Below are 22495 nucleotides of genomic sequence, written 5' to 3' on the forward strand. Positions count from 1 at the left end.
GCGCGATTTATCGCGCTGGTTTTATTACATGCAAATGTTTAAATAAGCGCGATAAATCGCGCCGCTATATCTTTGTTTGAGAATTAATCATCTATTTTCCTTAAGCCAGTCAATGAAATAACGCAATGGCGTAGACAGATATTTACGACTTGGATAATAAAGCCAGAACCCTTCTTCCACCTGAGTAAAATCAGATAAAATTTCCACCAGATCACCACGCTGGATCGCCTCCATCACCGTCCCCTGATGTAGAAAGGCAATACCTGCTCCCGCCAGTGCCGCTTGCAAAATGCGTTCATTATTGTCGAGTACTAACGAACCGTTTACTGCCACTTCCTGTTTTTGTCCGTCCTGCCAGAACTCCCAACGGTAACGACGCCCACTGGGAAAGCGGCGTTCGATACAGGAAAAATTCAGCAGTTCAGCGGGGGTGCCCGGCACGCCATAGCGTGCAATGAATCCGGGGGTGGCAACGGCCAATGCGCGCATTGGGATGCCGAAGGGGACCGCCACCATATCCTGTGCCAGCACCGCACCATAGCGCACGCCGGCATCGAAACCGGCGGCCACAATATCCAGCAGCGTATCGTTGCTGTCGATCTCCAGCGTGATGTCTGGATAGCGCTGCATAAACGGCAGGATCAGGGACTGGAAAAACAGCGCTTCTGCTGAACGTGGCATGCTGATCCGCAGGCTACCCCGCGGGTCGCTGCGCCAGTCGTTTAGTTCATCAACCGCCTGCGCCAGGTCCTGCAATGCGGGTTGAATACGCTGGAGAAAACGATCTCCGGCTTCGGTCAGGGCCACTTTGCGCGTAGTGCGATTCAACAATCGTACTCCGAGGCGCTCTTCAAAATTACGCATCGCATGGCTGAGCGCCGAGGGGGTGATATTGCGTTCACTGGCGGCTTTGCGAAAGCTCAGATGCTGCGCGATAGCGGCAAACATCTCCAGTTCCTGTAGCGTGGCGCGATAAGGGTTCATTACTGAATTTTACTCACTAAATCGGCAAGAATGCCTCAATTGTTGCTGCAATTGTTGAGGGTTATAACAATAACACTGACAGCAACGAGGATGAAACAATGCAACAGCGTCAATTAGGCAATCAGGGATTACAGGTTTCAGCATTGGGATTGGGCTGCATGGGCATGTCATTTGCCTATGGCCAGAATGATGAGAAGCAAGCGTTGAATACCCTGGCACGCGCCTTTGAGCTGGGTGTCGATTTTCTTGATACCGCCGAGGTTTATGGCCCTTTTACCAATGAAACCTTGCTGGCAAAAGCGTTGCAAGGGCGCAAAGACATTAAAATTGCCACCAAATTTGGCTTCCGTATCAACGAACAAGGGGAAGGCTGGGAGCGCGTTACTGGCGTGAACAGCGACCCGGCGCATATTCGCCGTGCGGTAGAAGGCTCGCTGAAACGTCTCGGTGTAGAGAGCATCGATCTTCTCTATCAACATCGTCTTGATCCTGCGGTACCGATTGAAGACGTGGTGGGCGTGATGGCCGATCTGGTGCGTGAAGGTAAAGTCAAATACCTCGGCTTGTCGGAAGTCTCCTCCGCCACCTTGCGGCGCGCCAATGCGGTACACCCTATCTCGGCGTTGCAAAGTGAATACTCCTTATGGACGCGTGACCCGGAGCAAGAAATCCTCGCCACCTGCCGCGAGCTGAATATAGGCTTTGTGCCTTACAGCCCATTAGGTCGGGGGTTCCTGACAGGAAAATTCCCAGCGGGGGAAACGCTGGCAGAGGATGATTTCCGGCGTAACCTGCCACGCTTCCAGCAGGATGCTCAGGCGCATAACCAGAAGTTAGTGAATCAGCTGACAGAGATGGCTACAGGTTATGATGCCACGCCTGCACAGCTGGCGCTGGCCTGGGTGCTGGCAAAAGGGGAGTTTATTGTCCCGATTCCTGGTGCCAGCAAAATCGTGCATCTGGAACAAAACTGTGCCGCCGCCACGCTGCCATTGCGCAGCGCCGATATCAGCACCCTGGATGCGCTGTTCGATCCGCAACATATCCAGGGTGAGCGTTATAACGCCACAGAATTTGTGCTGGTTGATCGTTAAGGTGTCCTGAAAATGCTCAACTTAACAGGCACTTGCTGCCTGTTAAGGCACCATTCGTAGCGGCGCGATTTATCGCGCGAGGTTTCCCGGCATCGCTGCTGTTATTGCGTGATAAATCGCGCCGCTACGGAGCAATACGTTTGCCTGCCTTTTTTGTGATGTGTCCCCTGTGCAGCGAAATCTGCTGCTTAACGAAAGGATGTTGCTTTTTTGTAAACAGATTAACAATCAGCCGAAATGCTGCTATGCTGGCCGACGCGGAACCGGGCACCTCACCCTACTGTTGGACTGCATTAAAGGGTGCACCGGAAAGCTATACAATGAGAGCGAGGAGAACGTCGTGCTAGAAGAATACCGTAAGCACGTTGCCGAGCGTGCTGCCCAGGGAATCGTACCTAAGCCGTTAGATGCTTCCCAAATGGCCGCGCTGGTTGAACTGCTGAAAAACCCGCCAGCGGGTGAAGAAGAATTCCTTACTGACCTGTTGGTCAATCGTGTCCCACCGGGTGTTGATGAAGCGGCGTATGTAAAAGCCGGTTTCCTGGCAGCTGTCGCGAAGGGCGAAGCCCACTCTCCTCTGGTTACTCCTGAAAAAGCAGTCGAACTGCTGGGCACCATGCAAGGTGGCTACAACATCCATGCGCTGATTGAATCGCTTGATGATGAAGCACTGGCACCGATTGCCGCAGAAGCCCTGTCTCACACGCTGCTGATGTTCGATAACTTCTACGATGTCGAAGAGAAAGCCAAAGCGGGTAACCCACACGCGAAAAAAATCATCCAGTCCTGGGCCGATGCAGAATGGTTCCTGAAGCGTCCTAAACTGGCAGAAAAAATCACCACCACCGTGTTCAAAGTGACCGGCGAAACCAACACCGATGACCTCTCTCCGGCACCGGATGCATGGTCTCGCCCGGATATTCCACTGCACGCACTGGCGATGCTGAAGAACGCCCGTGAAGGCATCGAACCCGATGATGCCGGTAACATTGGTCCGATCAAACAAATCGAAGCATTACAGAAAAAAGGTTTCCCGCTGACGTACGTTGGCGACGTGGTCGGAACCGGTTCTTCCCGTAAGTCAGCCACCAACTCGGTGCTGTGGTTTATGGGTGAAGACATTCCGTATGTGCCGAACAAGAAGGGTGGCGGTTTGTGCCTTGGCGGCAAAATTGCGCCGATCTTCTTCAACACTATGGAAGATGCCGGCGCGCTGCCGATCGAAGTGGACGTTGATCGTCTGAATATGGGCGATGTGATTGATGTCTACCCGTATAAAGGTGAAGTGCGTAATCACGACACCGACGAACTGCTGGCAAAATTCGAGCTGAAAACCGAAGTCCTGCTGGATGAAGTTCGCGCGGGTGGCCGTATTCCGCTGATTATCGGTCGTGGCCTGACAGCCAAAGCCCGTGAATCTCTGGGTCTGCCGCACAGCGATGTGTTCCTGCAAGCCAAAGACGTTGCTGCCAGCACCCGTGGTTTCTCACTGGCGCAGAAAATGGTTGGCCGTGCCTGTGGTGTTGAAGGTATCCGTCCTGGCGCGTACTGCGAGCCGAAGATGACTTCAGTAGGTTCTCAGGACACCACCGGTCCGATGACCCGTGATGAGCTGAAGGACCTGGCGTGTCTCGGCTTCTCTGCTGACCTGGTGATGCAATCCTTCTGTCATACTGCCGCTTACCCGAAACCGGTAGACGTGACCACGCACCATACTCTGCCAGACTTCATTATGAACCGTGGCGGCGTGTCGCTGCGTCCGGGTGACGGCGTGATTCACAGCTGGCTGAACCGTATGCTGCTGCCGGATACCGTTGGCACCGGTGGTGACTCTCATACCCGTTTCCCGATTGGTATTTCGTTCCCGGCAGGTTCTGGTCTGGTCGCGTTTGCTGCGGCAACAGGTGTTATGCCGCTGGATATGCCGGAATCGGTACTGGTGCGTTTCAAAGGCGAAATGCAGCCGGGCATCACCCTGCGTGATTTGGTACACGCGATTCCGCTGTACGCTATCAAACAGGGCCTGCTGACCGTTGAGAAGAAAGGTAAGAAAAACATCTTCTCTGGCCGCGTGCTGGAAATCGAAGGTCTGCCAAAACTGAAAGTGGAGCAGGCGTTTGAACTGACCGATGCCTCTGCTGAGCGTTCTGCTGCCGGTTGTACCATCAAACTGGATAAAGAGCCGATCATCGAGTATCTCAACTCCAACATCGTGCTGCTGAAGTGGATGATCTCCGAAGGTTACGGCGATCGTCGTACGCTGGAGCGCCGCGTTGAAGGTATGGAGAAATGGCTGGCCGATCCGCAGCTGCTGGAAGGCGATGCGGATGCAGAATACGCTGCGGTGATCGACATCGATCTGGCGGAAATCAAAGAGCCGATTCTGTGTGCGCCAAACGATCCGGATGATGCGCGTCTGCTGTCTGATGTGCAGGGTGAGAAGATCGATGAAGTATTTATCGGTTCTTGCATGACCAACATCGGCCACTTCCGTGCGGCGGGTAAACTGCTGGACAGCCACAAAGGTCAGCTGCCGACCCGTCTGTGGGTGGCTCCGCCAACCAAGATGGATGCGGCACAGCTCACCGAAGAAGGCTACTACAGCGTATTCGGCAAGAGCGGTGCGCGTATTGAGATCCCGGGTTGCTCGTTGTGTATGGGTAACCAGGCGCGTGTAGCTGACGGTGCGACGGTGGTTTCTACCTCGACCCGTAACTTCCCGAACCGTCTCGGTACTGGCGCGAACGTTTATCTGGCCTCTGCGGAGTTGGCGGCTGTCGCCTCATTGCTGGGTAAACTGCCTACGCCGGATGAGTATCAGCAGTTTATGAATCAGGTTGATAAGACCGCGGCGGATACCTACCGCTACCTCAATTTTGATCAGCTGCACCAGTACACCGATAAAGCCGACAACGTGATCTTCCAGACCGCGCTGTAATTGGGAAAAGGTGTTATCAGGGGGCGATGAGAATCGCCCCTTTTTTTTGCGTGCTTTTTTCCTCTGGCGCGGCCTGGCATAATGCGAGCACGATCCCACTTTATTCAGCGTGTTGCGCACAAAATGCTCTCAGGGAGTGCCTCGTGGCGCGCTATCAGTAAGAGGTAAAACTCATGGAATATGAATTTTTGCGCGATCTGACCGGTAAGGTCAAAGTGCGTATGTCGATGGACCACGAAGCGGTGGGGCACTGGTTCAACGAAGAGGTTGATGAAAATCTGGCCCTGCTGGATGAAGTTGAAGCTGCGGTGCAGCAGGTGAAGGGCACCCATCATCAGTGGCAACGTGTCGGGCATGAATACACGCTGTGGCTGGATGAAGAAGAGGTGATGATTCGCGCTAACCAGCTGGCGTTAGAGGATGACGGCCTGGAAGAAGGCATGACCTACTACGATGAAGAGAGCCTGGCGTTCTGCGGCGTAGAAGACTTCCTGGCGGTGATTACCGCGTATCGGCTGTTTTTAGCGGGGAAATAATCGTCCTGATTGCCTTAAATGAACCGCTTTCCTCAATCTGGCAACAAAGCCCGCCTTAATCAGGCGGCTTTTCTCTTGATGCACAGAAGTATAAAAAGAAGAGCATAAACACAAATAAAAGCCAGACTGGAGTATAGCGGCTTCTGTAAGCTTACTGCCCATGAGGAGAGAAAATAACCAATGGTCAACCCTGCGCCAAAAGTCATTAAATTATATGTTGAGAGAAACTTCAATATTTCATGATGGTTGTCTGATTGAGATATCTTCTGCAAAATTATTTGTGGAGTTATTATTTCCCCCAAGGTAAATAATGAAGTAATGACCAGAATGGATGCAGATGAATGACAATATGGACTAGCGATAATGCTTATTAGCGAGCAAAAACTACCGAATATGATTGCGATTACTGAATTGACTCTCCATCTTCTAATTACATTCAATACTGGAATGGTCAGCGTTATCAGCAAGATGGCATTCACAGAAAACATCAACGGCAGGAAGGCAGATGCAGGATTGTTTTTTTCCACTGAAATCGCCATGAATGCATAAATCTGTGCTTCAAAAACAAAATGTACCAGTGCAATGAGGCAGAGTAAAAATACATCGCGTGGCATACGAAATAAGCTTGCCCCTTTAACTCTGGTGGGTACCACTCCATGTGTTTCTGACGTTAGTAGTGAGATCAGTAGTGCAGAAAGCAAAAACAATGCAGCTGAGAAAAATAATAATACAATTACATTGTATTGATTGATTAAAAAGCTTCCACATATTGGACCAAGTGCACCTCCAACACTGGTTGTGACTTTTATATATCCCAGCATCGAAGCCCGGACTGTTTCCGTCTTGATATCTTTCAGTTGTAGAGTTTTGATTAAATTGGAGGTGTAGCTAATCGAGAAGCGAAATGTTATGAGGCTCAGGGAGAAAAAAAACAAAGGAATTAATGCCAATTTGTTAACGATAATAAGGCTAAGAATGGAAGAAAACCCGATAAAGAAAGTCAATACAATTTGTTTTCTTAAGTTGCGAACCGAAAATAAAGTAGAAAATAAGTAGGCTAGTATGCTACCACCCATCACGCCCGTTCCTGCCGCTGAAGAAGCTTCAGCTGATGTCAAAAGCATCCAGGCAGCGAGGTCGGTACTGATGTAAGGAAAAAATGAGAACGATGCCAAAGAGGAAAATATATTGGCTAAAAGAATAAGATAATCATCACGTGATAGTTTTTTATTTTTCAAGTGAGTTTCTCAAGGGAATTGATTTCGAATAAAGAATTCCTGGGCAAGCGTAAGGAAAATCTTTTCTCATGCTGGATTTTGTATCATAGAAGTATTGTGCGAATAATACGCCATCTTCATCAACATTTAAAAGAGGGTTGTTAATAATGAATTTATAGGCAGAGCTGTTTTCATTTGGGACTCTGAGAAGTAGTCGGAGTTCTTTAAAGACATTATCAGGAATGCATGCTTCAGTGCCGAATCGTTTTTTATATTGAAAAGTCCCTTTTGTCAGGAATGGCTCGCATCCCTGAAAATCAACAATGTCAATAAACTTTTCATGACAAGACCATTCAAGAATGGAGTGATAGACAAAGTTTTGTGAGCCGTCTGCTCTGTATCTATAATCACCGTCTAATACGCCAATCAATCTGGAGTTCATCTTCTTATTCAATGTGTCAATTTGGCCGACACTTCCTGCAACCCATTTCCCATTTTTGAATATTCTAAATAACAGTCCATTCTTAAATAGTGTCTCATAAGCATCTTGGCGAGGTAAACTCCTGGCTTTCGATCCATATCTTTTTGCCATTTGCAATTGCCTTATTTCCCGATGATGGAGAGAAAACGATGATTTTCTCTCGTTTTTCTCTTATGTGGCTGACTGCTCTGGCGATCATTAGCGTAGCTGCATACGTTTTTACCGTGTTGGTCGCGGGGTTTTTCATTAAATTAAAAAGACTGATTTCTCTTCCTTTATACTTTCCAATGCTGACTATAGATGCTTTTGTTGGTGAAAGATATTTTTTTAATTTTTCATCCATGAAAGGAATTTTAAAATCAGGCTCAAATGTGTGTGAAGATCCTGAAGGAGTATTATTATTTTCTGAGGAAAAGAACTCTTCTGAGTTGAGTAGTAAATTGTAGTATCGCTCTACAAGATTATCAGAATCGATCAGTGCTGCTGAAAATTTTATTGATTTCATTATATATCCTTGTCCTGACAGGACTTGAGTTATTTGTAGATTGCCATCTGGTTATAACCGATTCTTAGTATTATTTGCGTTTTTCTTATTTAAATGTCAATAGGCTGGGCGCATTTCTTCTGTACCAAGGTATAGTTTTATTTTTTATTCATATAAATCAGATGGGTAGAGGTGTTTCCGTGATTGTCTGGAATAAACAGCTAAAGGTAGTCTACGTGTCTACATACTCATAATGGGCTAATTTATTTTTGTCGTGAGTGGGGTGGAAATAGTAATTTTTTATTTTTGGTGCGAATTATAAGGTGGCTATTGAAACTTTAGTGTGAGATTCGTGAGGAGATGAATGCTAAATGTCTTCGGTAAAATATAAAGAATGATATTGTTTCGCATGGAGTATTAGTGAATGTATTTCTCCATGAAATGAATTTTCTCAACTTTTCTATTCAATGAAGTTGTAAGTAAATAACGCGAAATCCGGTTGTAATGAATCCGGTAATGCCCCGGACTCATTACCAGATATTACTTTATTAAACCGTCGCAATCGGCGTAGCAGGCGATCCCACTGCGCCCGGCAGCCGCAGCGGCGGGGCCGTCAGCAGAAACGCGTGACGCTGATGGTGCGCCAGCCAGTCTGCTAACGGACTTAGCAGCCACAACTCACCGAGATACACCCCCAGGCGGAACAGGCAGAGATCATGCAGCGGATGCGACGGATAAAAATCATCGTTCAACGGTCGTGCCGGTAGCATCTCCACCGCCGGATTGTCGGCAATCAGCGCCACAACACCGCTTTCTACAATCCACTGCCGCAATTGCGCATCGCTGCCGTCCAGCCCGGCAAAGTGGCTGTTAAGGAAAGTCATATCTGGCTCGCCTTGCATCGACAGAATGGCCTCATCCATGCCGGTACGGAAACACACCAGATCGCCAGGGCGCACTTCAATACCGTCAGCCTGCAAAATCTGTTGCAGATGGGTATAGCCAAAGGCAAAACGCTCGGTGCCAAAGTGGCGCTTGATATCGATCATCACCGCCCGTCCCTGAATACCGTGCTGGGCCATATTTTCGATGCCCAGCGCTTTGGCTCCCAGATGGCTACCGTGGTGGCAGCCACACCCGGCGCGGTAGTCGGTTTCGCCGACGATATCGACATTTGCTTTATAGCCGTTGTAGAACACCATTTCTGGCTCGCCGTTCGCGTTCACGTCAAACCATTGTCCCATGTGTGCAAGGCTGTCCCACTGGGTGGAATATTGCAGCGCCAGCGTCACGGTGTCGTCGCAAATCACATCACTCAACTGTGGATTATCACGCGACAGCGGATAGGTCATATTGGCGTGTTCACCACGCCTTGTGGCGTTGAGCTGCGGCGGTGGACGACGTGGATTCATCGCCGTGCCGCCCGGTAAATCGAGCGGCAAACTCAGGCAAAAGGTTTCTCCGGTCTGCACTTCCGCCACACCTTCCCGCACTTTTTGTGGCGTGAGTAGATTGAGGCGACCTAACTGGTCATCGGGGCCAAAATCACCCCAGGTGGAGTGGGGCGGGCGTTGTTTCCAACGGCTATTCATACTTCTCTCCTCAACGCGCCATCGGGCGCAGCGTTGTCGGCCACACCCATCGGCTGCACGCGCGGCAGCCAGAAGGCATACACCAGCGCGCCGAGCACACCGATGACGCCAGCGATTTCCAGCGGAATCACGAACGAATGGGTGAACTGCATGATCACACCGATCAGAATCGGCGAAATGATGCCAGCAAGGTTGGCCGCCATATTCTGGATACCCCCAATGGTGGCGACATTGGCGCGGTTGGGTGCCACGTCTGACGGCAGCGCCCACAAAGCCGCCGAAGCAAAGGTTGCGGCAAAGTTAGCGAAGCACAGTGCAGACAGCGCCAGACCTACCGTCGGGGAAAAGGCCGCCAGGCCGATAGTCGCGCTGCCAAGCATCCCACCGACCAGCGGGATTTTGCGCGCCACGCTGAGTGAATAACCTCGGCGCACCAACGAATCCGACAGCAAACCGCCACACCAGCCACCGACAATCGCGGCGATACCCGGCAGCATCCCCAGCAGGCCGAACTTCATCAGCGAAAGATGGAAGGTTTCCACCAGATAGGTTGGGAACCAGGTGAAGAAGAAATAGGAAACGAAGTTGATGCAGAAGAAACCCGCCATCATCGCCTGCACGGTGCGCTGCGCCAGCAACTGACGTACGCTCATCGGTTCGCCGTTTTGCGGGTCCTGATTGGCCTCAATAAACGCCACTTCCTCTGCGGAGACGGCCTTGTGTTCGCGCGGATCGCGATACCACAGATACCATGCCAGTGCCCAAACCACCGCCACCAGGCCGGAGATGACAAAGGTCATACGCCAGCCAACCAGCGCAATCAAAAACGAGATGATTGGAATCGCCAGGGTGCCGCCAATTTTGCTGCCGTTATTAAAGGTGGCGGCGGCGAAGCTGCGTTCCTGGCGCGGGAACCAGCGTGTCACGGTCGAGGAACTGGCGGGATAGCTGGGGGCTTCGACCGCACCGAGGACAAAACGGAAACCCACCAGCGCCGCGATGCTGCTGGCGAGGCCGCAGGCCGCGGTAGCCAGTCCCCAGCCGAGGCTACTGAGGGCGAAAGTGATGCGTGGGCCGAGTTTATCCACCAGCCAACCGCCTGGTAACTGGAACAGGACATAACTCCAGAAGAAGGCGGAGAGCAGCAACCCGCTGTCGGTGGGCGAGAAGTGTAACTCCTGGCTCATAAACGGGATGGCGACGCTCATTGCGGCGCGGTCGATGTAGTTGATGGCGATGCCGACAGACAGCACCGTCAGAATGATGAAACGAAATTTCCCTTTTCTTGCCGAAACAGCAGCAGATGCTCCATTGGAATTCAGCGACATCATCGCCTCCAATTATTTTTTATAGTGAGTTGTAGGGAACGCCGCATCAGGACGATGCGGCGGATCAGGGCGCTTACGCGCCGCTGGTCAGGGTTTGTGAATGATGAACCTGTTCCTCATCCACGATAGGTTCTACTTTGCCCATCAGGAACAGGTAATTAAGGATGCCAATCACCACCAGTACGGCAGAGAACACCAGCGCCCAGGTGAAATGGCCGGTGGCACCCACGATAGCGCCGGTAATGATCGGGCCAACCGCGCCGCCCATATTGGAAACGGTGTTCTGCAATCCGGCGACAATTGACACGCTGTTTTTCGGTGCCACGTCACCCGGCAACGCCCACACCTGGGAAGCCGCTACGGTCGTACCCGATTTGGCGATGCACAGCAGCAGCACCGTCATAAACACCGAGTCAGTGAAGGGTGCAAAACCGATGCACAGCGCCATCACCAGGCCAATGGTCAGGAACAGTTTACGCGTCGCGGTCAGCGACAGGACTTTGTTGTGCACCATCCGGTCGGATGCCCAACCAGCCAGCACTTCAATCACCATGCCGCAAATCAACGGCAGTGCTGCCACCATCCCCATTTTCAGGAAGTCCATGCCTTTATCTTTCACCAGGTAGGTCGGCAGCCAGGTGATAAAGAAATAGGAGGTGTAGTTGATGGTGAAGAAGCCAATGCACATTGCCCAGATATTGCGATAGCGCAGCAGCTTGTACCACTTCATCGGCAGCACGCTTTTATCACCGTGCTTGTTAGCCTGGCCATCACGGATCAGGTGCACTTCATCGCGGCTGATCGACTTATGATCTTCCGGGTTCTCGGCATAGATAAAGTACCAGGCAATTACCCAGAACAGACCGACCGCACCGATGGCGAGGAAGGTGATGCGCCAGTCAAACATGGCGATCATCCATACAATCAGCGGCATGGCGATAGCACCACCAAATTTGGAGGCGCTGTCAAACAAGCCAGAGACGGTGGCGCGTTCGCGGTCCGGGAACCAGCGGGCTGCGATCCCGGCGTTGCTCGGGTAGGCCGCCGCTTCACCGACACCCAGCGCCAGACGCAGCGCCAGTAGCGATTTAAAGCCCGTTGCCAGGCCCATTGCCATAGTGGCGATTGACCACCAGCCAACGGCAATCCCCAGCCCTTTTTTCTGACCGAAACGGTCAGCAAACCAGCCAGCCGGAATTTGCAGTAGTGCGTACGACCAGAAAAACGCGGCCATGATTACGCCCATCATCTCTGGATTGATTTCCAGTTCTTTGATCAGATGCGGGGCAGCAGCAGAGAGTACAGTACGGTCAATATAGTTAATGGCGACAGCCAGCCACATCAGGCCAGCGATCCACCAGCGAATACGGGTCGAGCGTGAGGGTGTATTCATAATAATCACTCGATTCAGGGGGGCGGCCCTCAGGCCAGCCCGTTCATCACGTTAACCGGGCGTTCGCCCTGTTTAATGCACTGCACAATTTGCGTTACACAGCGTTCACCGATGGCGCTGATTGCCCCGTCGGTGTAGCCCGCAATATGTGAGGTCGGAATAAAGTTGCTCAGGGTGAACAGCGGATGTTCGGCCAGAGGTTCCTGCTCAAAGACATCCGCAGCCGCTCCGGCGATCACGTTGTCCTGCAACGCCTGGAACAGATCCTGTTCATTCACCACGCCACCGCGCGATACATTGATCAGGAACGCGCTTTTCTTCATCCGTTTGATCCGTACCGCATCAAACAGGTTGCGCGTTTCATTGGTCAGCGGGGTGTGCAGCGTGATGAAGTCACTGGCTTCGGTCAGTTGGTCCATGCTGACGAATTCGATGCCGTGTTCCGCTGCGAATTTCTCGTCCGGGTAGAAATCAAAGGCGATGACGCGCATGTTGAAGCCTTTAGCGCGCAGCGCGACCTGCTTACCAATGTTGCCCAGACCGACGATGCCCAGCGTTTTACCGTACACGTCGGTGGCGAAAATACGCGGCCAGTTACCGGCACGGGTTTCTACCGCAGCCTGGGTCACCTGGCGGGCGCTGTTGAGGATCAAGGCAAAGGCGAAGTCGGCCACTGCATGTTTGTTGGCATCCGGCACGTTGGTGACATAGATGCCGCGTGCGCGGGTGGCTTCCAGATTGATGTTATCGACGCCAACGCCGTGCTTGCAGACGATCTTCAACTGCGGCGCTTTGCTCAGCAGTTCTTCATTGACGTCGGTAAAGGCGACAATCATCGCCACGGTGTCGGGCAGATGCGGCTCCAGCGCGCTGAGCGGGGCATCGGCGGGCAGGGTGATCAGTTCAAAACCCTGCTGTTGCAACGTGGTGATTGGCGTTGCGTCATATTTAGCGAATGATGGTGAGGTACAGATGACTTTCATAACGCTTCCCGGTGTAAAAAGTGGAACAGGCAAGGGCAGCACACGCTGCCCTGACGGCCATTACTGCAAATACTGGTTCACGATCTGACGGATCTTCTGCTCTTCTTCGGCAGTGAAACGCACCGCATATCGGCTGTCACCGACGTTATAACCGAGCAGAGAAACCGCCTTTTTCACCGCTGCCGGTGAGAAGCCGACGCTGTACAGGTCGGTGCGTAAGCCGGTGACATTTTCCTGTGCCAGGCGCGAACCTTCGATATCGCCGGCGTGGAAGCGTGCCCAGATGGCGTTGATCTCTTTCGGTGCCACGTTGGCAAGGCCGGAGATGCAGGCTGAGCAGCCATCAACAAAGCCCTGATGAATCAGCGAGTCCGGGCCATTCAGCACGTCAAAATTATCGATACCTTTGGCGGCTTGCAGGAAACCGCTCAGGCTTTCGTAGCTGCCCGCGCTGTCCTTGATACCGATGATGTTGGGATGTGACGCCAGCGTGCGCACGGTTTCCGGTTGCAAGGTATTGCCGGTACGCGCCGGGATGTTGTAGAGGAACAGCGGCACGTTCAGCGCATCCGCCACCGTCTGATAGTGGTAAATCAACTCATCCTGCTTCAACGGCACGAAGTACGGGGTGATCACCGATACCGCATCAACACCCAGTTTCTCAATCTGCTTACCGAGACGGATGGTTTCACGGGTGGAGATCTCGCCAATATGTGCCACTACAGGCGCGCTGCCGTTCACTTCATCCACGCAGGTTTCAGTGACCGCCAGTTTCTCCTGCTCATTCAGCACGAAGAATTCACCGTTGGTGCCGCCGCAGAAAATACCGTTACCGGCGCTCAGTTGACGCTTCACCTGCTCACGTTGTGTGGCAGGGTTAAAGGCACCGTCGCGGTCGAAGGTGGTGACAATGGCGGTCAGTACGCCCTGAATTTTGTTGCTCATGATTTCCTCGATAGTCCTTAGTGATTCAATGCCGGAAACAGCGTCAGGTAGACGTTTCGCACGTCATCGGCGCTCACTTTCATCGGTACATTCTTCATCAGGCGTTGCACGTCGAGCGCGGCTTCAACCAGATAGGGCAGGTGATCCGGGCCGATACCCAGCTCTTCCAGGCTGGCTGGCAGTTTCAGGCGCTGTACCAGCGCGGCGAAGTACTCAACCAGCGCGTGCGATTTCGCTTCTTCATCCAGAGTCTGGTCGGCATCAGGCAGCAGGTCATAAGCCTGAGCAAATTTACTCACTGCTGCCGGGCGTACGAAACGCATACAGGGTGCCAACAGGATGGCGTTCGCCACGCCGTGCGGAATGTGATATTTGCCGCCCAGCGGATAAGACATCGCGTGCACCAGATGCGTACCGGCGTGGGCAATCGATGCGCCGCCGTAATATGACGCCCACAGCATATTCAGACGCGCTTCAAGATTACCCGGCTCGGCAACGGCGGTTTCCAGGCTGGCAAACAGTTTTTTCATGCCAATCATCGCGTAGTTATCACTCACCGGGTTGGCGACCGTGGCGGTGAAGCACTCAATCAGGTGGCACAGCGCATCAATGCCGGTAGAAGAGGCGATGTGTGGTGGCATGCTGGTGGTCAGCTCCGGCACCAGCGCGACATAGTCCGGCAGCATCACCGGGGTAATAATGCCAACTTTGGTTTCTTTCTCCGGGATCGCCAGGATGGCGTTCGGCGTGGCTTCTGAACCGGTGCCTGCGGTGGTCGGGATCAGCAGCGAAGTGGTGCGGGTCAGCGGTTTTTCCCCGGCCAGCAGGGCCTCAAGGGTAGGCGCGCCTTTCACACACAGAATAGAGAGCAGTTTGGCAACGTCCAAGACGCTACCGCCGCCTACACCAATCACCAGATCGACATCGGTCGTCGGCAGGGCAGCAACAATCGCCGCCACATCATGCTGGCTGGGTTCTGGCGGCACGCTGTTGACCACACTGAGGCTGGCAATGTGCTGCTTCAGTTGGGCAATCAACGTCTGGACTGCCGGTATGCCCTCTATATTCTTATCAGTGACCAGCAGCGCTTTCTGCCGACCTTTCAGCAGGTAGCTGAGGTCATTGAGTGCCTGATAGCCGCTAATCACGGTGCTGTTGATATTCATTTCGTACCCTTTTCCCGATGTTATCGCGCTGATTGATTGGTTTTGCTCATCAGTCTGCGATATCTGTCACTAACTGTGCCTGAATTTATAGGGCATATTGATTTCAATTAATTTGATCTTGCTCACATATAATCAATCATGATTGAATATAATCAATCTCAACACGGCAAGCTGCCCGTTACAGGAGAGAGGATGCGTTCACAACCTTGGAAAACGCCGGTTCTGGTGATTGCCGATGATTTTACCGGCGCTAACGATGCCGGAAGCGGTCTGGCTCGGGCAGGGGCGCGCGTGCATGTGCTGTTTAATAGCGATACGCCGCATGATGCCAATGCCGCCGATGTACTGGTGATTAGCACCGACAGCCGGGCAGTAAGTGCCACCGAGGCCGCGCAACGCACTGAACGCGCGGTACAGCAGCATCAGGCGATTGCGCGGGATGGCTGGTTGTTTAAGAAGATGGATTCCACGTTACGTGGCAACCCCGGTGCGGAAATTGCCGCAGCGATGGCGGCCAGTGGCAAAGCGCTGGCGCTGGTCGTGCCTGCGGTACCAAAGCTGGGGCGCACCACGCGAGGGGGCGAGGTGTGGATCAATCAGCAGCGCCTGACTGACACCGAATTTGCCAGCGACCCGAAAACGCCCGTTACCAGCAGCAATGTGCTGATGCGCTTGCAGATGCAGAGCGATTTGCCAGGTGAAGTGATCAACATCGACACGCTGCGCAGCGGCAAGCTGGCGCAGGTGCTGGCAGGGAAGCAGGGGCTGGTGGTGATTGATATTGAGCAGGACGCCGATTTACGCGTTTTGATGCAGGCGGCAGCTGTGCTGTCAACGCGTCCGCTGTTGGCCGGAGCATCTGGTCTGGGTGACGCGCTGGGTGAGTATCTGGCAGGCCGGGAGGCGCGGCCGGTGCTGGCGGTGGTGGGTTCGATGAGCGCCATTGCCCAACAGCAGATTGATCGTCTCAATAGCCAGCGGGCGATTCGCATTATCGATATTGATATCCGTCAGTTGTTTGCCCAGCCAGCATGGCCGCAGGCCAGCAACTGGCAGCAGGCGATGGAGCAGGCATTGCGCATGGGTGAACACTGCGTGGTGCGCACCACCCAACATGCCGCACAGCGTCATGAGATTGACAGGCTGTGCCAGCAGCAACAGGTTTCCCGCCAGCAACTGGGCGAACGTATCTGCCAGTTTTTGGCCCAACTGACCGAAGTAGTGTGCCGCAACGTCCAGCCTGCCGGGCTGTATCTCTCCGGTGGGGATGTGGCGATTGCCGTGGCACAGGCGCTGGGGGCCAGCGGTTTTCAAATTCAGGGTCTGGTGGCGGGCTGTGTGCCGCACGGGGTTCTGCTTAATAGTGATTTACACCTGCCGGTGATGACCAAAGCGGGTGGCTTTGGCGACGAAAACACCCTGGTAGAAGCCATTCGTTTTATTGAGGAGATGTCGAGTGAATAAAATTATTGCGGTGACCATGGGCGATCCGGCGGGCATCAGCCCGGAGATCATCATTAAAGCGCTGGCGGAAGGTGAGCTGGCCGGTGTTCCGGCGGTGGTGGTGGGCTGTGCCGCAACGCTGCGTCGGGTGATGGGATTGAACATTACGCCGCAGGCTGAGCTGCGCGTGCTGGACCAGGTAAAAGACGCGCATTTTGCGCCGGGTATCATCAACGTGATTGACGAGCCGCTGGCGAACCCGGAAGCGCTGCAACCCGGTGTGGTGCAGAAAGAAGCGGGCGATCTGGCATGGCGCTGCGTGAAACGTGCCACCGAACTGGCTCTGGCTGGGGAAGTGCAGGCGATTGCGACTGCGCCGCTGAACAAAGAAGCCCTGCATTCGGCGGGTCATATCTATCCCGGCCACACCGAACTGCTGGCGCAACTGACCAACACCAAAGATTACGCGATGGTACTGTACACCGATCATCTGAAGGTGATTCACGTCACGACGCATATCGCGCTGCGTAAATTCCTCGACACCCTCAATCGTCCGCGTATTGAGACGGTGATCGGCATGGCAGATACTTTCCTGCGCCGTGTCGGATTCGACAAACCGCGTATTGCGGTTGCCGGGGTTAACCCGCATGCCGGTGAGAATGGTTTGTTTGGTGATGAAGAGATCACTACCGTGGCACCGGCCATCAAAGCGATGAAGGAAAAAGGCATCGATGTTTATGGCCCGTGCCCGCCGGATACGGTGTTCCTGCAATGCCAGCAAGGCCAGTATGATATGGTGGTGGCGATGTACCACGATCAGGGTCATATCCCGCTGAAATTGCTTGGTTTTTATGATGGCGTCAATATTACAGCCGGTTTGCCGTTTATCCGTACTTCTGCGGACCACGGCACCGCCTTTGATATCGCCTGGACAGGTAAGGCGAACTCTGCGAGCATGGCGATCTCCATCAAACTCGCGATGCAACTTGCATAGGGAAATATGAAGGGACAAAGTCGCCTCGACCAGATTATGGACTATCTGAAAAGCCATAATCTGGTTACTGTTGAACAGCTGGTGAGCGCTATTTCTGCCTCACCGGCCACTATTCGCCGCGATCTGATCAAGCTGGATAAAGAAGGCGTGATTAGCCGTAGTCACGGCGGCGTTACCCTTAATCGCTTTATCCCCGCCCAGCCAACCACTCTGGAAAAGATGCAGCGTAACCTGGCGGAAAAACAGGCGATCGCTCATTTTGCTGCCGGTTTTGTACAGTCCGGAGATGCGGTGGTACTGGATGCTGGCACCACCATGCTGGAGCTGGCGCGTCAATTGACCCATTTACCGCTGCGGGTGATCACTGCCGACCTGCACATCGCGCTGTTTTTGTCTGAATTCAAACAGATTGAAGTCACCATCATTGGCGGGCGGATCGATGATTCCAGCCAGTCATGCATCGGTGAACATGGTCGCCGCCTGCTGCGTAGCATCAACCCGGATGTGGCCTTTGTCAGCTGTAACTCGTGGAGTATCGAACGCGGCATAACTACGCCAACCGAAGAGAAGGCCGGGCTGAAGATGGATTTGCTGGCGAATGCGCGTCGCCGGATTCTGCTGGCCGACAGCAGCAAATACGGTTCATGGTCACTGTTCTGTGCCGCACCCATTGAGAGTCTGACCGATATCGTGACCGATGCGCGCCTGGATGACGAAGTGTGTCGCAATCTGCGGGAACGTGGAATTGCGCTACAACTGACAGAATAAATCGATATCCTCACCCTGTCGTGGCTCAAGAGTTCAGGCGCAAATGCGCCGACTCGCTCTTGAGCACGATGATGCCATTCCACGTACTCTTTTCTGAATTCAGTTTGGCATGATGTTAATTCTACCGGCGATGAGTGGTTATTATTTCAGGAACCGGATCAAAAATAGACTCTGCTATATGCAAAGAATATTATCAATGCCAGTATTATCACTGCCGTGATAAAAACCAGAAGATCGGCAAATAATTTACGCATTTTCGCCTCTTTATACAAAGTGATAGCGTTCTGAGTGATATTTCGCTAACGGAACCTGTAAAGCTGCCAGCGTTTTTTCAATCTCATCCATCATTCTGTTTGGGCCACAGATAAAGTATTCATGTTGTTCATATGGCGCTGGAATATAACGTTGTATCAGTTCACTGCTAATGATACCCGTTTCTCCTGTCCAGTCTTTCGGGGGTTGTTCAAGAACATGTATGACCTGTAGATTAATTCTATCTGACAAGGCTTCCAGTTCTTCTCTAAAAGTAATGCCATCCCAATTTTTATTACCATAGATTAGTATTATCGGACGTTTATCACCGAGATCGGCAAAAGTTCGGATGATACTCATCATCGGGGTAATACCAATCCCCCCGGCAATTAACACATGCATATCCGCCGGATTACCCACAGTGAATGCGCCATAGGGACCATCAATATAAACACGCTTACCCGCCGTCACATTTCTGATCTTCCGGGTGTAATCGCCAGCATCTTGTATGGTCATTTCAATCGTCTCTTTCGCCATTTCCGCGCTGGATGAAAAAGAGAAGGGATGAGACGTCAATTTGAAAGGACTTCCCCAGACATTCAGCCAGCCAAATTGACCGGGGACAAATGGAAACCCTGCATGACCAACAGGTTGCATCACCAGCGTGGTACTGCCTCCTCGTTCATTGCGCGTTGCAATGACCTGGTAGGGTTTTCGCAACATCAGGAAAGGACGGACGATGCGTGTATAAATCAGCAGGCAGCACCAGAGTATGGCTAATCCTGTCCACAAGGCACGTTTTAAGGGTGCATCTAAATAGAACCCCCAGGCAACCGTATGAAGTAGCCCCGCGCCAATAACTAAAACTGCCAAAATAATATGAGTATAGTGCCAGACTTCGTAGCTAATTTTTAGTTTCACACGCCACAGTGCCATCACCATTAAGGCAATAAGAGAATAGGTTGATATTGCCGCAAAGCGTGCCCGCCACGGTGCTTCAATGAAATTAAGCAGTGCCAGTCTTTCTGGTCGCAAAATAAAAAGGATGACAGGATGGGCAATAATCAGGACCAGGGCTATAAAAGACATTTGTTTATGGAAATGATAAATAGTATCTTCGCCCCACGGGCTTGTCACCGCACGAAAGCGGGCGGTAAGACCAACCTGCAATCCTAAAATGGCCAGGCCAGCATAGCCTGCCGCAGCAGAGAATTCTGTCCAAAAATCCCTGGAGGGGGGAGTGGACCTATCAGAAGAACAAATAACGGACCGGCAGTGAAAAATAGATAGAACAATACCCAGAGAGTATTTCGTGTGAAAATGTTCATGTCCACAACCCCGTGCAGAGTTATTACGGATTATAAATCATTTATTCTGCCATTAGCCTTATGTTGGTGAAATAATGGTCAATCTATTGTACATACGAAGCGTAGACGAACATTTCTGTTTATACCAAATAATAACTGATACCACACGGACGTGTGTTTATTAATGGGTGGTATTAAAGTGCATCTGAATAATGAATTTTTTGATAAATTTTCGCGGCATTCAGGAAGTGGCGGGTTGTTGCCCGCCATAAAGAATTGGCTGGATCACTTTCGTGAACCGTATCAGAACGTTCCGGGTTTCAGGGCCACAGACGGAATATTGCGGCCATAGTAGATCTCCCGCATCTCTTTCCACAGCAAGCCGGTAATGCGCTGGTGTTCTTCCGGGCTGAGATCTTCCGGTTTGGTGTTGAACAGGTAATGCTTCAGATCGAACTCTTTCAGCAACATTTTGGTGTGAAAGATATTTTCCTGATAAACGTTCACATCCAGCATGTCATACATCGACTTCATATCATCCGACATAAAGTTCTGAATCGAGTTGATCGCATGGTCGATAAAGTGCTTCACGCCATTCACATCACGGGTAAAACCGCGCACGCGATAGTCAATGGTGACGATGTCAGATTCCAACTGGTGAATCAGGTAATTCAACGCTTTCAACGGTGAAATCACGCCGCAGGTCGAGACTTCAATATCGGCGCGGAAGGTGCATAATCCGCCTTCCGGATGGCTTTCCGGATAGGTATGCACGCAAATATGGCTTTTATCGAGGTGCGCGACGACGGAGTTGGGCAGCGGGCCGGGATGTTCTGAGTTATCGATGTCTTTCGGATCGATCGGCTCCTCGCTGACCAGAATGGTCACGCTTGCTCCCTGTGGTTCATAGTCCTGGCGTGCGATGTTGAGCACGTTGGCACCGATGATCGAGCAGGTCTCCGTCAGAATTTCCGTCAGACGGTTGGCGTTGTATTGCTCATCAATATAGGCGATGTAACCATCACGCTCGGCTTCAGTATTTGCATAGCAAATATCGTAAATACAAAAACTCAGGCTCTTTGTCAGGTTATTGAAGCCATGTAGTTTTAGCTTTTGCAATTTCGTTCACCCCCTTATAAATATCCGGTCAGCGCACGTCTGACAGGGCATTCAGCAGATATTGCGGCAGGGCAAAGCTGCCAGTGTGGATTGCCGGATTGTAGTAACGGCAGTGCAGGCCAGCGGCCGCAAAACGCGACTGCAAGGTGGCGCTATCAAGTTGACGTAGCGCCGGATTGTCGCTAGCCCAGGCAAAGGTCATGATGCCACCGTAATAGGTCGGAATCGCTGCCTGGTAAAAGCTGACATCGGAAAAGTAGTGGCTGAGTTTGCGATGGCTGTTAATCGCCTCGTCTTGCTGTAAAAAGCAGACGCCGTTCTGTGCGACAAAAATACCGCCCGGGTTGAGGGCGTTTTTGCAGCCGGCATAAAATTCTGAGGTGAACAGGCTCTCTCCCGGACCGATCGGGTCGGTGCAGTCAGAGATGATCACATCGAATTTCTCCGGCGTCTGGTTGACGAAATTGACGCCATCATCAATCACCAGCTGCAAACGCGCATCGTCATAGGCACCCGCGCTGTGGTTGGGCAGATACTGTTTGCAGAAGTTCACCACCCCGGCATCGATCTCCACCATGGTGATCTGTTCAATGCTGGCATGGCGTGATACTTCGCGCAGCATGGCACCGTCGCCACCGCCGATAATCAGCACACGCTTTGCCGCCCCGTGCGCCAGAATCGGCACATGGGTCATCATTTCATGATAGATAAATTCATCGCGCTCGGTGGTTTGTACCACGCCGTCCAGCGCCATAACGCGACCGAAAGCCGCATTTTCAAAGATGACTAAATCCTGGTGCGCAGTTTTCTCGCGGTAAAGTTCCTTATCCACCGTGAAATACTGTCCGAAACCGGCATGAAGGGTTTCATACCACATTTCATTTTGGGCCATGATTGAGGCTCTCCTGTGATGACATCGCCATGAAAATGGGCGGCAAATCATAGCGAATTATGACCGTGGTTGCACGGTCAAATGTTCAGCAGCAGAGCGGGGCGGCGGGTTATTTCACGTAGGCGAGCAGGCTTAACGAGTCGCGTGCCAGTGACTTACATTTTTTGTCATTGGTGATGGCGATGCCGCTCAAATCTTTGTAGCTGTCTTCGCCGAGCGCTTTCATGTTGAAGGTACTGTAGTTGCTCAGATCCCAGCGGTTTTGCTGGGCGAAGAACACCAGTGCTTTGCGAATCTGCGCATCGGGTAAGTCCTGATAGCCGCAATCATTCTTCAGATAAACAAATACTGCGGTGAGATCAGCCAGATCTTCTGCTTCGGATTCGCTCAGGGCAAAGCTGGTGGAGGAGAAGCCAAGGAGTCCCGCCAGCAGCAGGATCTTGATGCTTTTCGTCATAATCATTCTCAACAAGGGACAATAAACTGACGTTAGCACAGATACTGGCAGGATTCCGATAAATTTGCCGTCGTGCCGCACTTCGCAATTTTTTCGCTGCATTATACAGCAGGGCTTGACCC

20 protein-coding genes are annotated in these 22495 nt (G+C 52.1%); 6 read left to right on the forward strand and 14 right to left on the reverse strand.

Annotated elements, in window-relative coordinates; all coding sequences use genetic code 11:
• Positions 1 to 87 precede the first annotated feature (87 nt).
• Positions 88 to 984, reverse strand: coding sequence for a LysR family transcriptional regulator (locus AC6I8N_RS03860; RefSeq protein WP_497830080.1), 897 nt, complete (start codon positions 982 to 984; stop codon positions 88 to 90).
• A gap of 98 nt (positions 985 to 1082) precedes the next feature.
• Here AC6I8N_RS03860 and AC6I8N_RS03865 point away from each other — a divergent pair, with 98 nt between their 5' ends.
• The 3 genes from AC6I8N_RS03865 to yacL all read left to right on the forward strand — a co-directional run bounded on the left by AC6I8N_RS03865 (position 1083) and on the right by yacL (position 5552).
• Positions 1083 to 2078, forward strand: a complete 996-nt coding sequence (locus tag AC6I8N_RS03865; protein ID WP_497830081.1) for an aldo/keto reductase — start codon at positions 1083 to 1085, stop codon at positions 2076 to 2078.
• A 340-nt stretch (positions 2079 to 2418) separates the two neighbouring features.
• Positions 2419 to 5016 (forward strand): bifunctional aconitate hydratase 2/2-methylisocitrate dehydratase, encoded by a 2598-nt coding sequence (gene acnB, locus AC6I8N_RS03870; protein ID WP_497830082.1) that lies wholly within the window; start codon positions 2419 to 2421, stop codon positions 5014 to 5016.
• Positions 5017 to 5189: 173 nt separating this feature from the next.
• Complete coding sequence (gene yacL / locus AC6I8N_RS03875; RefSeq protein ID WP_497830083.1) at positions 5190 to 5552, forward strand: protein YacL; 363 nt, start codon at positions 5190 to 5192, stop codon at positions 5550 to 5552.
• Between the two features lie 59 nt (positions 5553 to 5611).
• Here the strand turns inward: yacL and AC6I8N_RS03880 are convergent, their stop codons facing one another.
• The 9 genes from AC6I8N_RS03880 to AC6I8N_RS03920 form a co-directional block, all read right to left on the reverse strand.
• Positions 5612 to 6790: an MFS transporter gene (locus AC6I8N_RS03880; RefSeq protein ID WP_497830084.1), complete on the reverse strand. Its 1179-nt coding sequence runs from the start codon at positions 6788 to 6790 to the stop codon at positions 5612 to 5614.
• On the reverse strand, positions 6780 to 7361 hold the full coding sequence (locus tag AC6I8N_RS03885; RefSeq protein ID WP_497830085.1) for a hypothetical protein: 582 nt from the start codon (positions 7359 to 7361) through the stop codon (positions 6780 to 6782). Before AC6I8N_RS03885 ends, AC6I8N_RS03880 begins: the two co-directional genes overlap by 11 nt.
• Positions 7306 to 7755: a DUF6002 family protein gene (locus tag AC6I8N_RS03890; RefSeq protein WP_497830086.1), complete on the reverse strand. Its 450-nt coding sequence runs from the start codon at positions 7753 to 7755 to the stop codon at positions 7306 to 7308. Before AC6I8N_RS03890 ends, AC6I8N_RS03885 begins: the two co-directional genes overlap by 56 nt.
• Before the next feature lie 527 nt (positions 7756 to 8282).
• On the reverse strand, positions 8283 to 9326 hold the full coding sequence (locus tag AC6I8N_RS03895; RefSeq protein ID WP_497830087.1) for a cyclase family protein: 1044 nt from the start codon (positions 9324 to 9326) through the stop codon (positions 8283 to 8285).
• Complete coding sequence (locus tag AC6I8N_RS03900; RefSeq protein ID WP_497830661.1) at positions 9323 to 10654, reverse strand: MFS transporter; 1332 nt, start codon at positions 10652 to 10654, stop codon at positions 9323 to 9325. Before AC6I8N_RS03900 ends, AC6I8N_RS03895 begins: the two co-directional genes overlap by 4 nt.
• 73 nt (positions 10655 to 10727) lie before the next feature.
• Positions 10728 to 12047 carry an MFS transporter gene (locus tag AC6I8N_RS03905; protein ID WP_021184706.1) on the reverse strand — a complete coding sequence of 440 codons (1320 nt, stop codon included), beginning with the start codon at positions 12045 to 12047 and terminating at the stop codon, positions 10728 to 10730.
• 29 nt (positions 12048 to 12076) lie between these two features.
• A complete protein-coding gene (locus AC6I8N_RS03910; RefSeq protein WP_497830088.1) occupies positions 12077 to 13030 on the reverse strand; it encodes a phosphoglycerate dehydrogenase in 954 nt (317 codons plus the stop codon).
• A gap of 60 nt (positions 13031 to 13090) precedes the next feature.
• Positions 13091 to 13975, reverse strand: coding sequence for a dihydrodipicolinate synthase family protein (locus AC6I8N_RS03915; RefSeq protein ID WP_415175722.1), 885 nt, complete (start codon positions 13973 to 13975; stop codon positions 13091 to 13093).
• A gap of 17 nt (positions 13976 to 13992) precedes the next feature.
• On the reverse strand, positions 13993 to 15141 hold the full coding sequence (locus AC6I8N_RS03920) for an iron-containing alcohol dehydrogenase (RefSeq protein ID WP_021184703.1): 1149 nt from the start codon (positions 15139 to 15141) through the stop codon (positions 13993 to 13995).
• Between the two features lie 192 nt (positions 15142 to 15333).
• Here AC6I8N_RS03920 and dtnK point away from each other — a divergent pair, with 192 nt between their 5' ends.
• Genes dtnK through AC6I8N_RS03935 form a run of 3 tightly spaced genes read left to right on the forward strand, consistent with a single transcriptional unit; the run spans position 15334 to position 18346 of the window.
• Positions 15334 to 16605, forward strand: a complete 1272-nt coding sequence (gene dtnK, locus AC6I8N_RS03925; RefSeq protein WP_497830089.1) for a D-threonate kinase — start codon at positions 15334 to 15336, stop codon at positions 16603 to 16605.
• Positions 16598 to 17578 carry a D-threonate 4-phosphate dehydrogenase gene (locus AC6I8N_RS03930; RefSeq protein ID WP_021184701.1) on the forward strand — a complete coding sequence of 327 codons (981 nt, stop codon included), beginning with the start codon at positions 16598 to 16600 and terminating at the stop codon, positions 17576 to 17578. Before dtnK ends, AC6I8N_RS03930 begins: the two co-directional genes overlap by 8 nt.
• A gap of 6 nt (positions 17579 to 17584) precedes the next feature.
• Positions 17585 to 18346 carry a DeoR/GlpR family DNA-binding transcription regulator gene (locus tag AC6I8N_RS03935; RefSeq protein ID WP_021184700.1) on the forward strand — a complete coding sequence of 254 codons (762 nt, stop codon included), beginning with the start codon at positions 17585 to 17587 and terminating at the stop codon, positions 18344 to 18346.
• 264 nt (positions 18347 to 18610) lie between these two features.
• Here the strand turns inward: AC6I8N_RS03935 and AC6I8N_RS03940 are convergent, their stop codons facing one another.
• The 4 genes from AC6I8N_RS03940 to AC6I8N_RS03955 form a co-directional block, all read right to left on the reverse strand.
• On the reverse strand, positions 18611 to 19768 hold the full coding sequence (locus AC6I8N_RS03940; RefSeq protein WP_497830090.1) for a ferredoxin reductase family protein: 1158 nt from the start codon (positions 19766 to 19768) through the stop codon (positions 18611 to 18613).
• A gap of 440 nt (positions 19769 to 20208) precedes the next feature.
• Positions 20209 to 21024, reverse strand: coding sequence for an adenosylmethionine decarboxylase (gene speD, locus AC6I8N_RS03945; RefSeq protein ID WP_497830091.1), 816 nt, complete (start codon positions 21022 to 21024; stop codon positions 20209 to 20211).
• Between the two features lie 28 nt (positions 21025 to 21052).
• Entirely contained in the window at positions 21053 to 21916 is an 864-nt protein-coding gene (gene speE / locus AC6I8N_RS03950) for a polyamine aminopropyltransferase (RefSeq protein WP_497830092.1), read from the reverse strand.
• A 109-nt stretch (positions 21917 to 22025) separates the two neighbouring features.
• Positions 22026 to 22373: a YacC family pilotin-like protein gene (locus tag AC6I8N_RS03955; RefSeq protein ID WP_013507908.1), complete on the reverse strand. Its 348-nt coding sequence runs from the start codon at positions 22371 to 22373 to the stop codon at positions 22026 to 22028.
• Positions 22374 to 22495: the final 122 nt, after the last annotated feature.

It is taken from the genome of Pantoea sp. X-Soil-TKNS-1279, assembly GCF_059730565.1.

Excerpts from the sequence above, each read along its gene's own strand:
- AC6I8N_RS03915 (WP_415175722.1), bottom strand. The coding sequence starts at position 13,975 with ATGAGCAACAAAATTCAGGGCGTACTGACCGCCATTGTCACCACCTTC.
- AC6I8N_RS03865 (WP_497830081.1), top strand. The coding sequence starts at position 1,083 with ATGCAACAGCGTCAATTAGGCAATCAGGGATTACAGGTTTCAGCATTG.
- AC6I8N_RS03900 (WP_497830661.1), bottom strand. The coding sequence starts at position 10,654 with ATGTCGCTGAATTCCAATGGAGCATCTGCTGCTGTTTCGGCAAGAAAA.
- yacL (WP_497830083.1), top strand. The coding sequence starts at position 5,190 with ATGGAATATGAATTTTTGCGCGATCTGACCGGTAAGGTCAAAGTGCGT.
- AC6I8N_RS03890 (WP_497830086.1), bottom strand. The coding sequence starts at position 7,755 with ATGAAATCAATAAAATTTTCAGCAGCACTGATCGATTCTGATAATCTT.
- AC6I8N_RS03860 (WP_497830080.1), bottom strand. The coding sequence starts at position 984 with ATGAACCCTTATCGCGCCACGCTACAGGAACTGGAGATGTTTGCCGCT.
- dtnK (WP_497830089.1), top strand. The coding sequence starts at position 15,334 with ATGCGTTCACAACCTTGGAAAACGCCGGTTCTGGTGATTGCCGATGAT.
- AC6I8N_RS03885 (WP_497830085.1), bottom strand. The coding sequence starts at position 7,361 with ATGGCAAAAAGATATGGATCGAAAGCCAGGAGTTTACCTCGCCAAGAT.
- AC6I8N_RS03955 (WP_013507908.1), bottom strand. The coding sequence starts at position 22,373 with ATGACGAAAAGCATCAAGATCCTGCTGCTGGCGGGACTCCTTGGCTTC.
- AC6I8N_RS03935 (WP_021184700.1), top strand. The coding sequence starts at position 17,585 with ATGAAGGGACAAAGTCGCCTCGACCAGATTATGGACTATCTGAAAAGC.
- AC6I8N_RS03910 (WP_497830088.1), bottom strand. The coding sequence starts at position 13,030 with ATGAAAGTCATCTGTACCTCACCATCATTCGCTAAATATGACGCAACG.
- AC6I8N_RS03895 (WP_497830087.1), bottom strand. The coding sequence starts at position 9,326 with ATGAATAGCCGTTGGAAACAACGCCCGCCCCACTCCACCTGGGGTGAT.
- AC6I8N_RS03920 (WP_021184703.1), bottom strand. The coding sequence starts at position 15,141 with ATGAATATCAACAGCACCGTGATTAGCGGCTATCAGGCACTCAATGAC.
- speE (WP_497830092.1), bottom strand. The coding sequence starts at position 21,916 with ATGGCCCAAAATGAAATGTGGTATGAAACCCTTCATGCCGGTTTCGGA.
- AC6I8N_RS03905 (WP_021184706.1), bottom strand. The coding sequence starts at position 12,047 with ATGAATACACCCTCACGCTCGACCCGTATTCGCTGGTGGATCGCTGGC.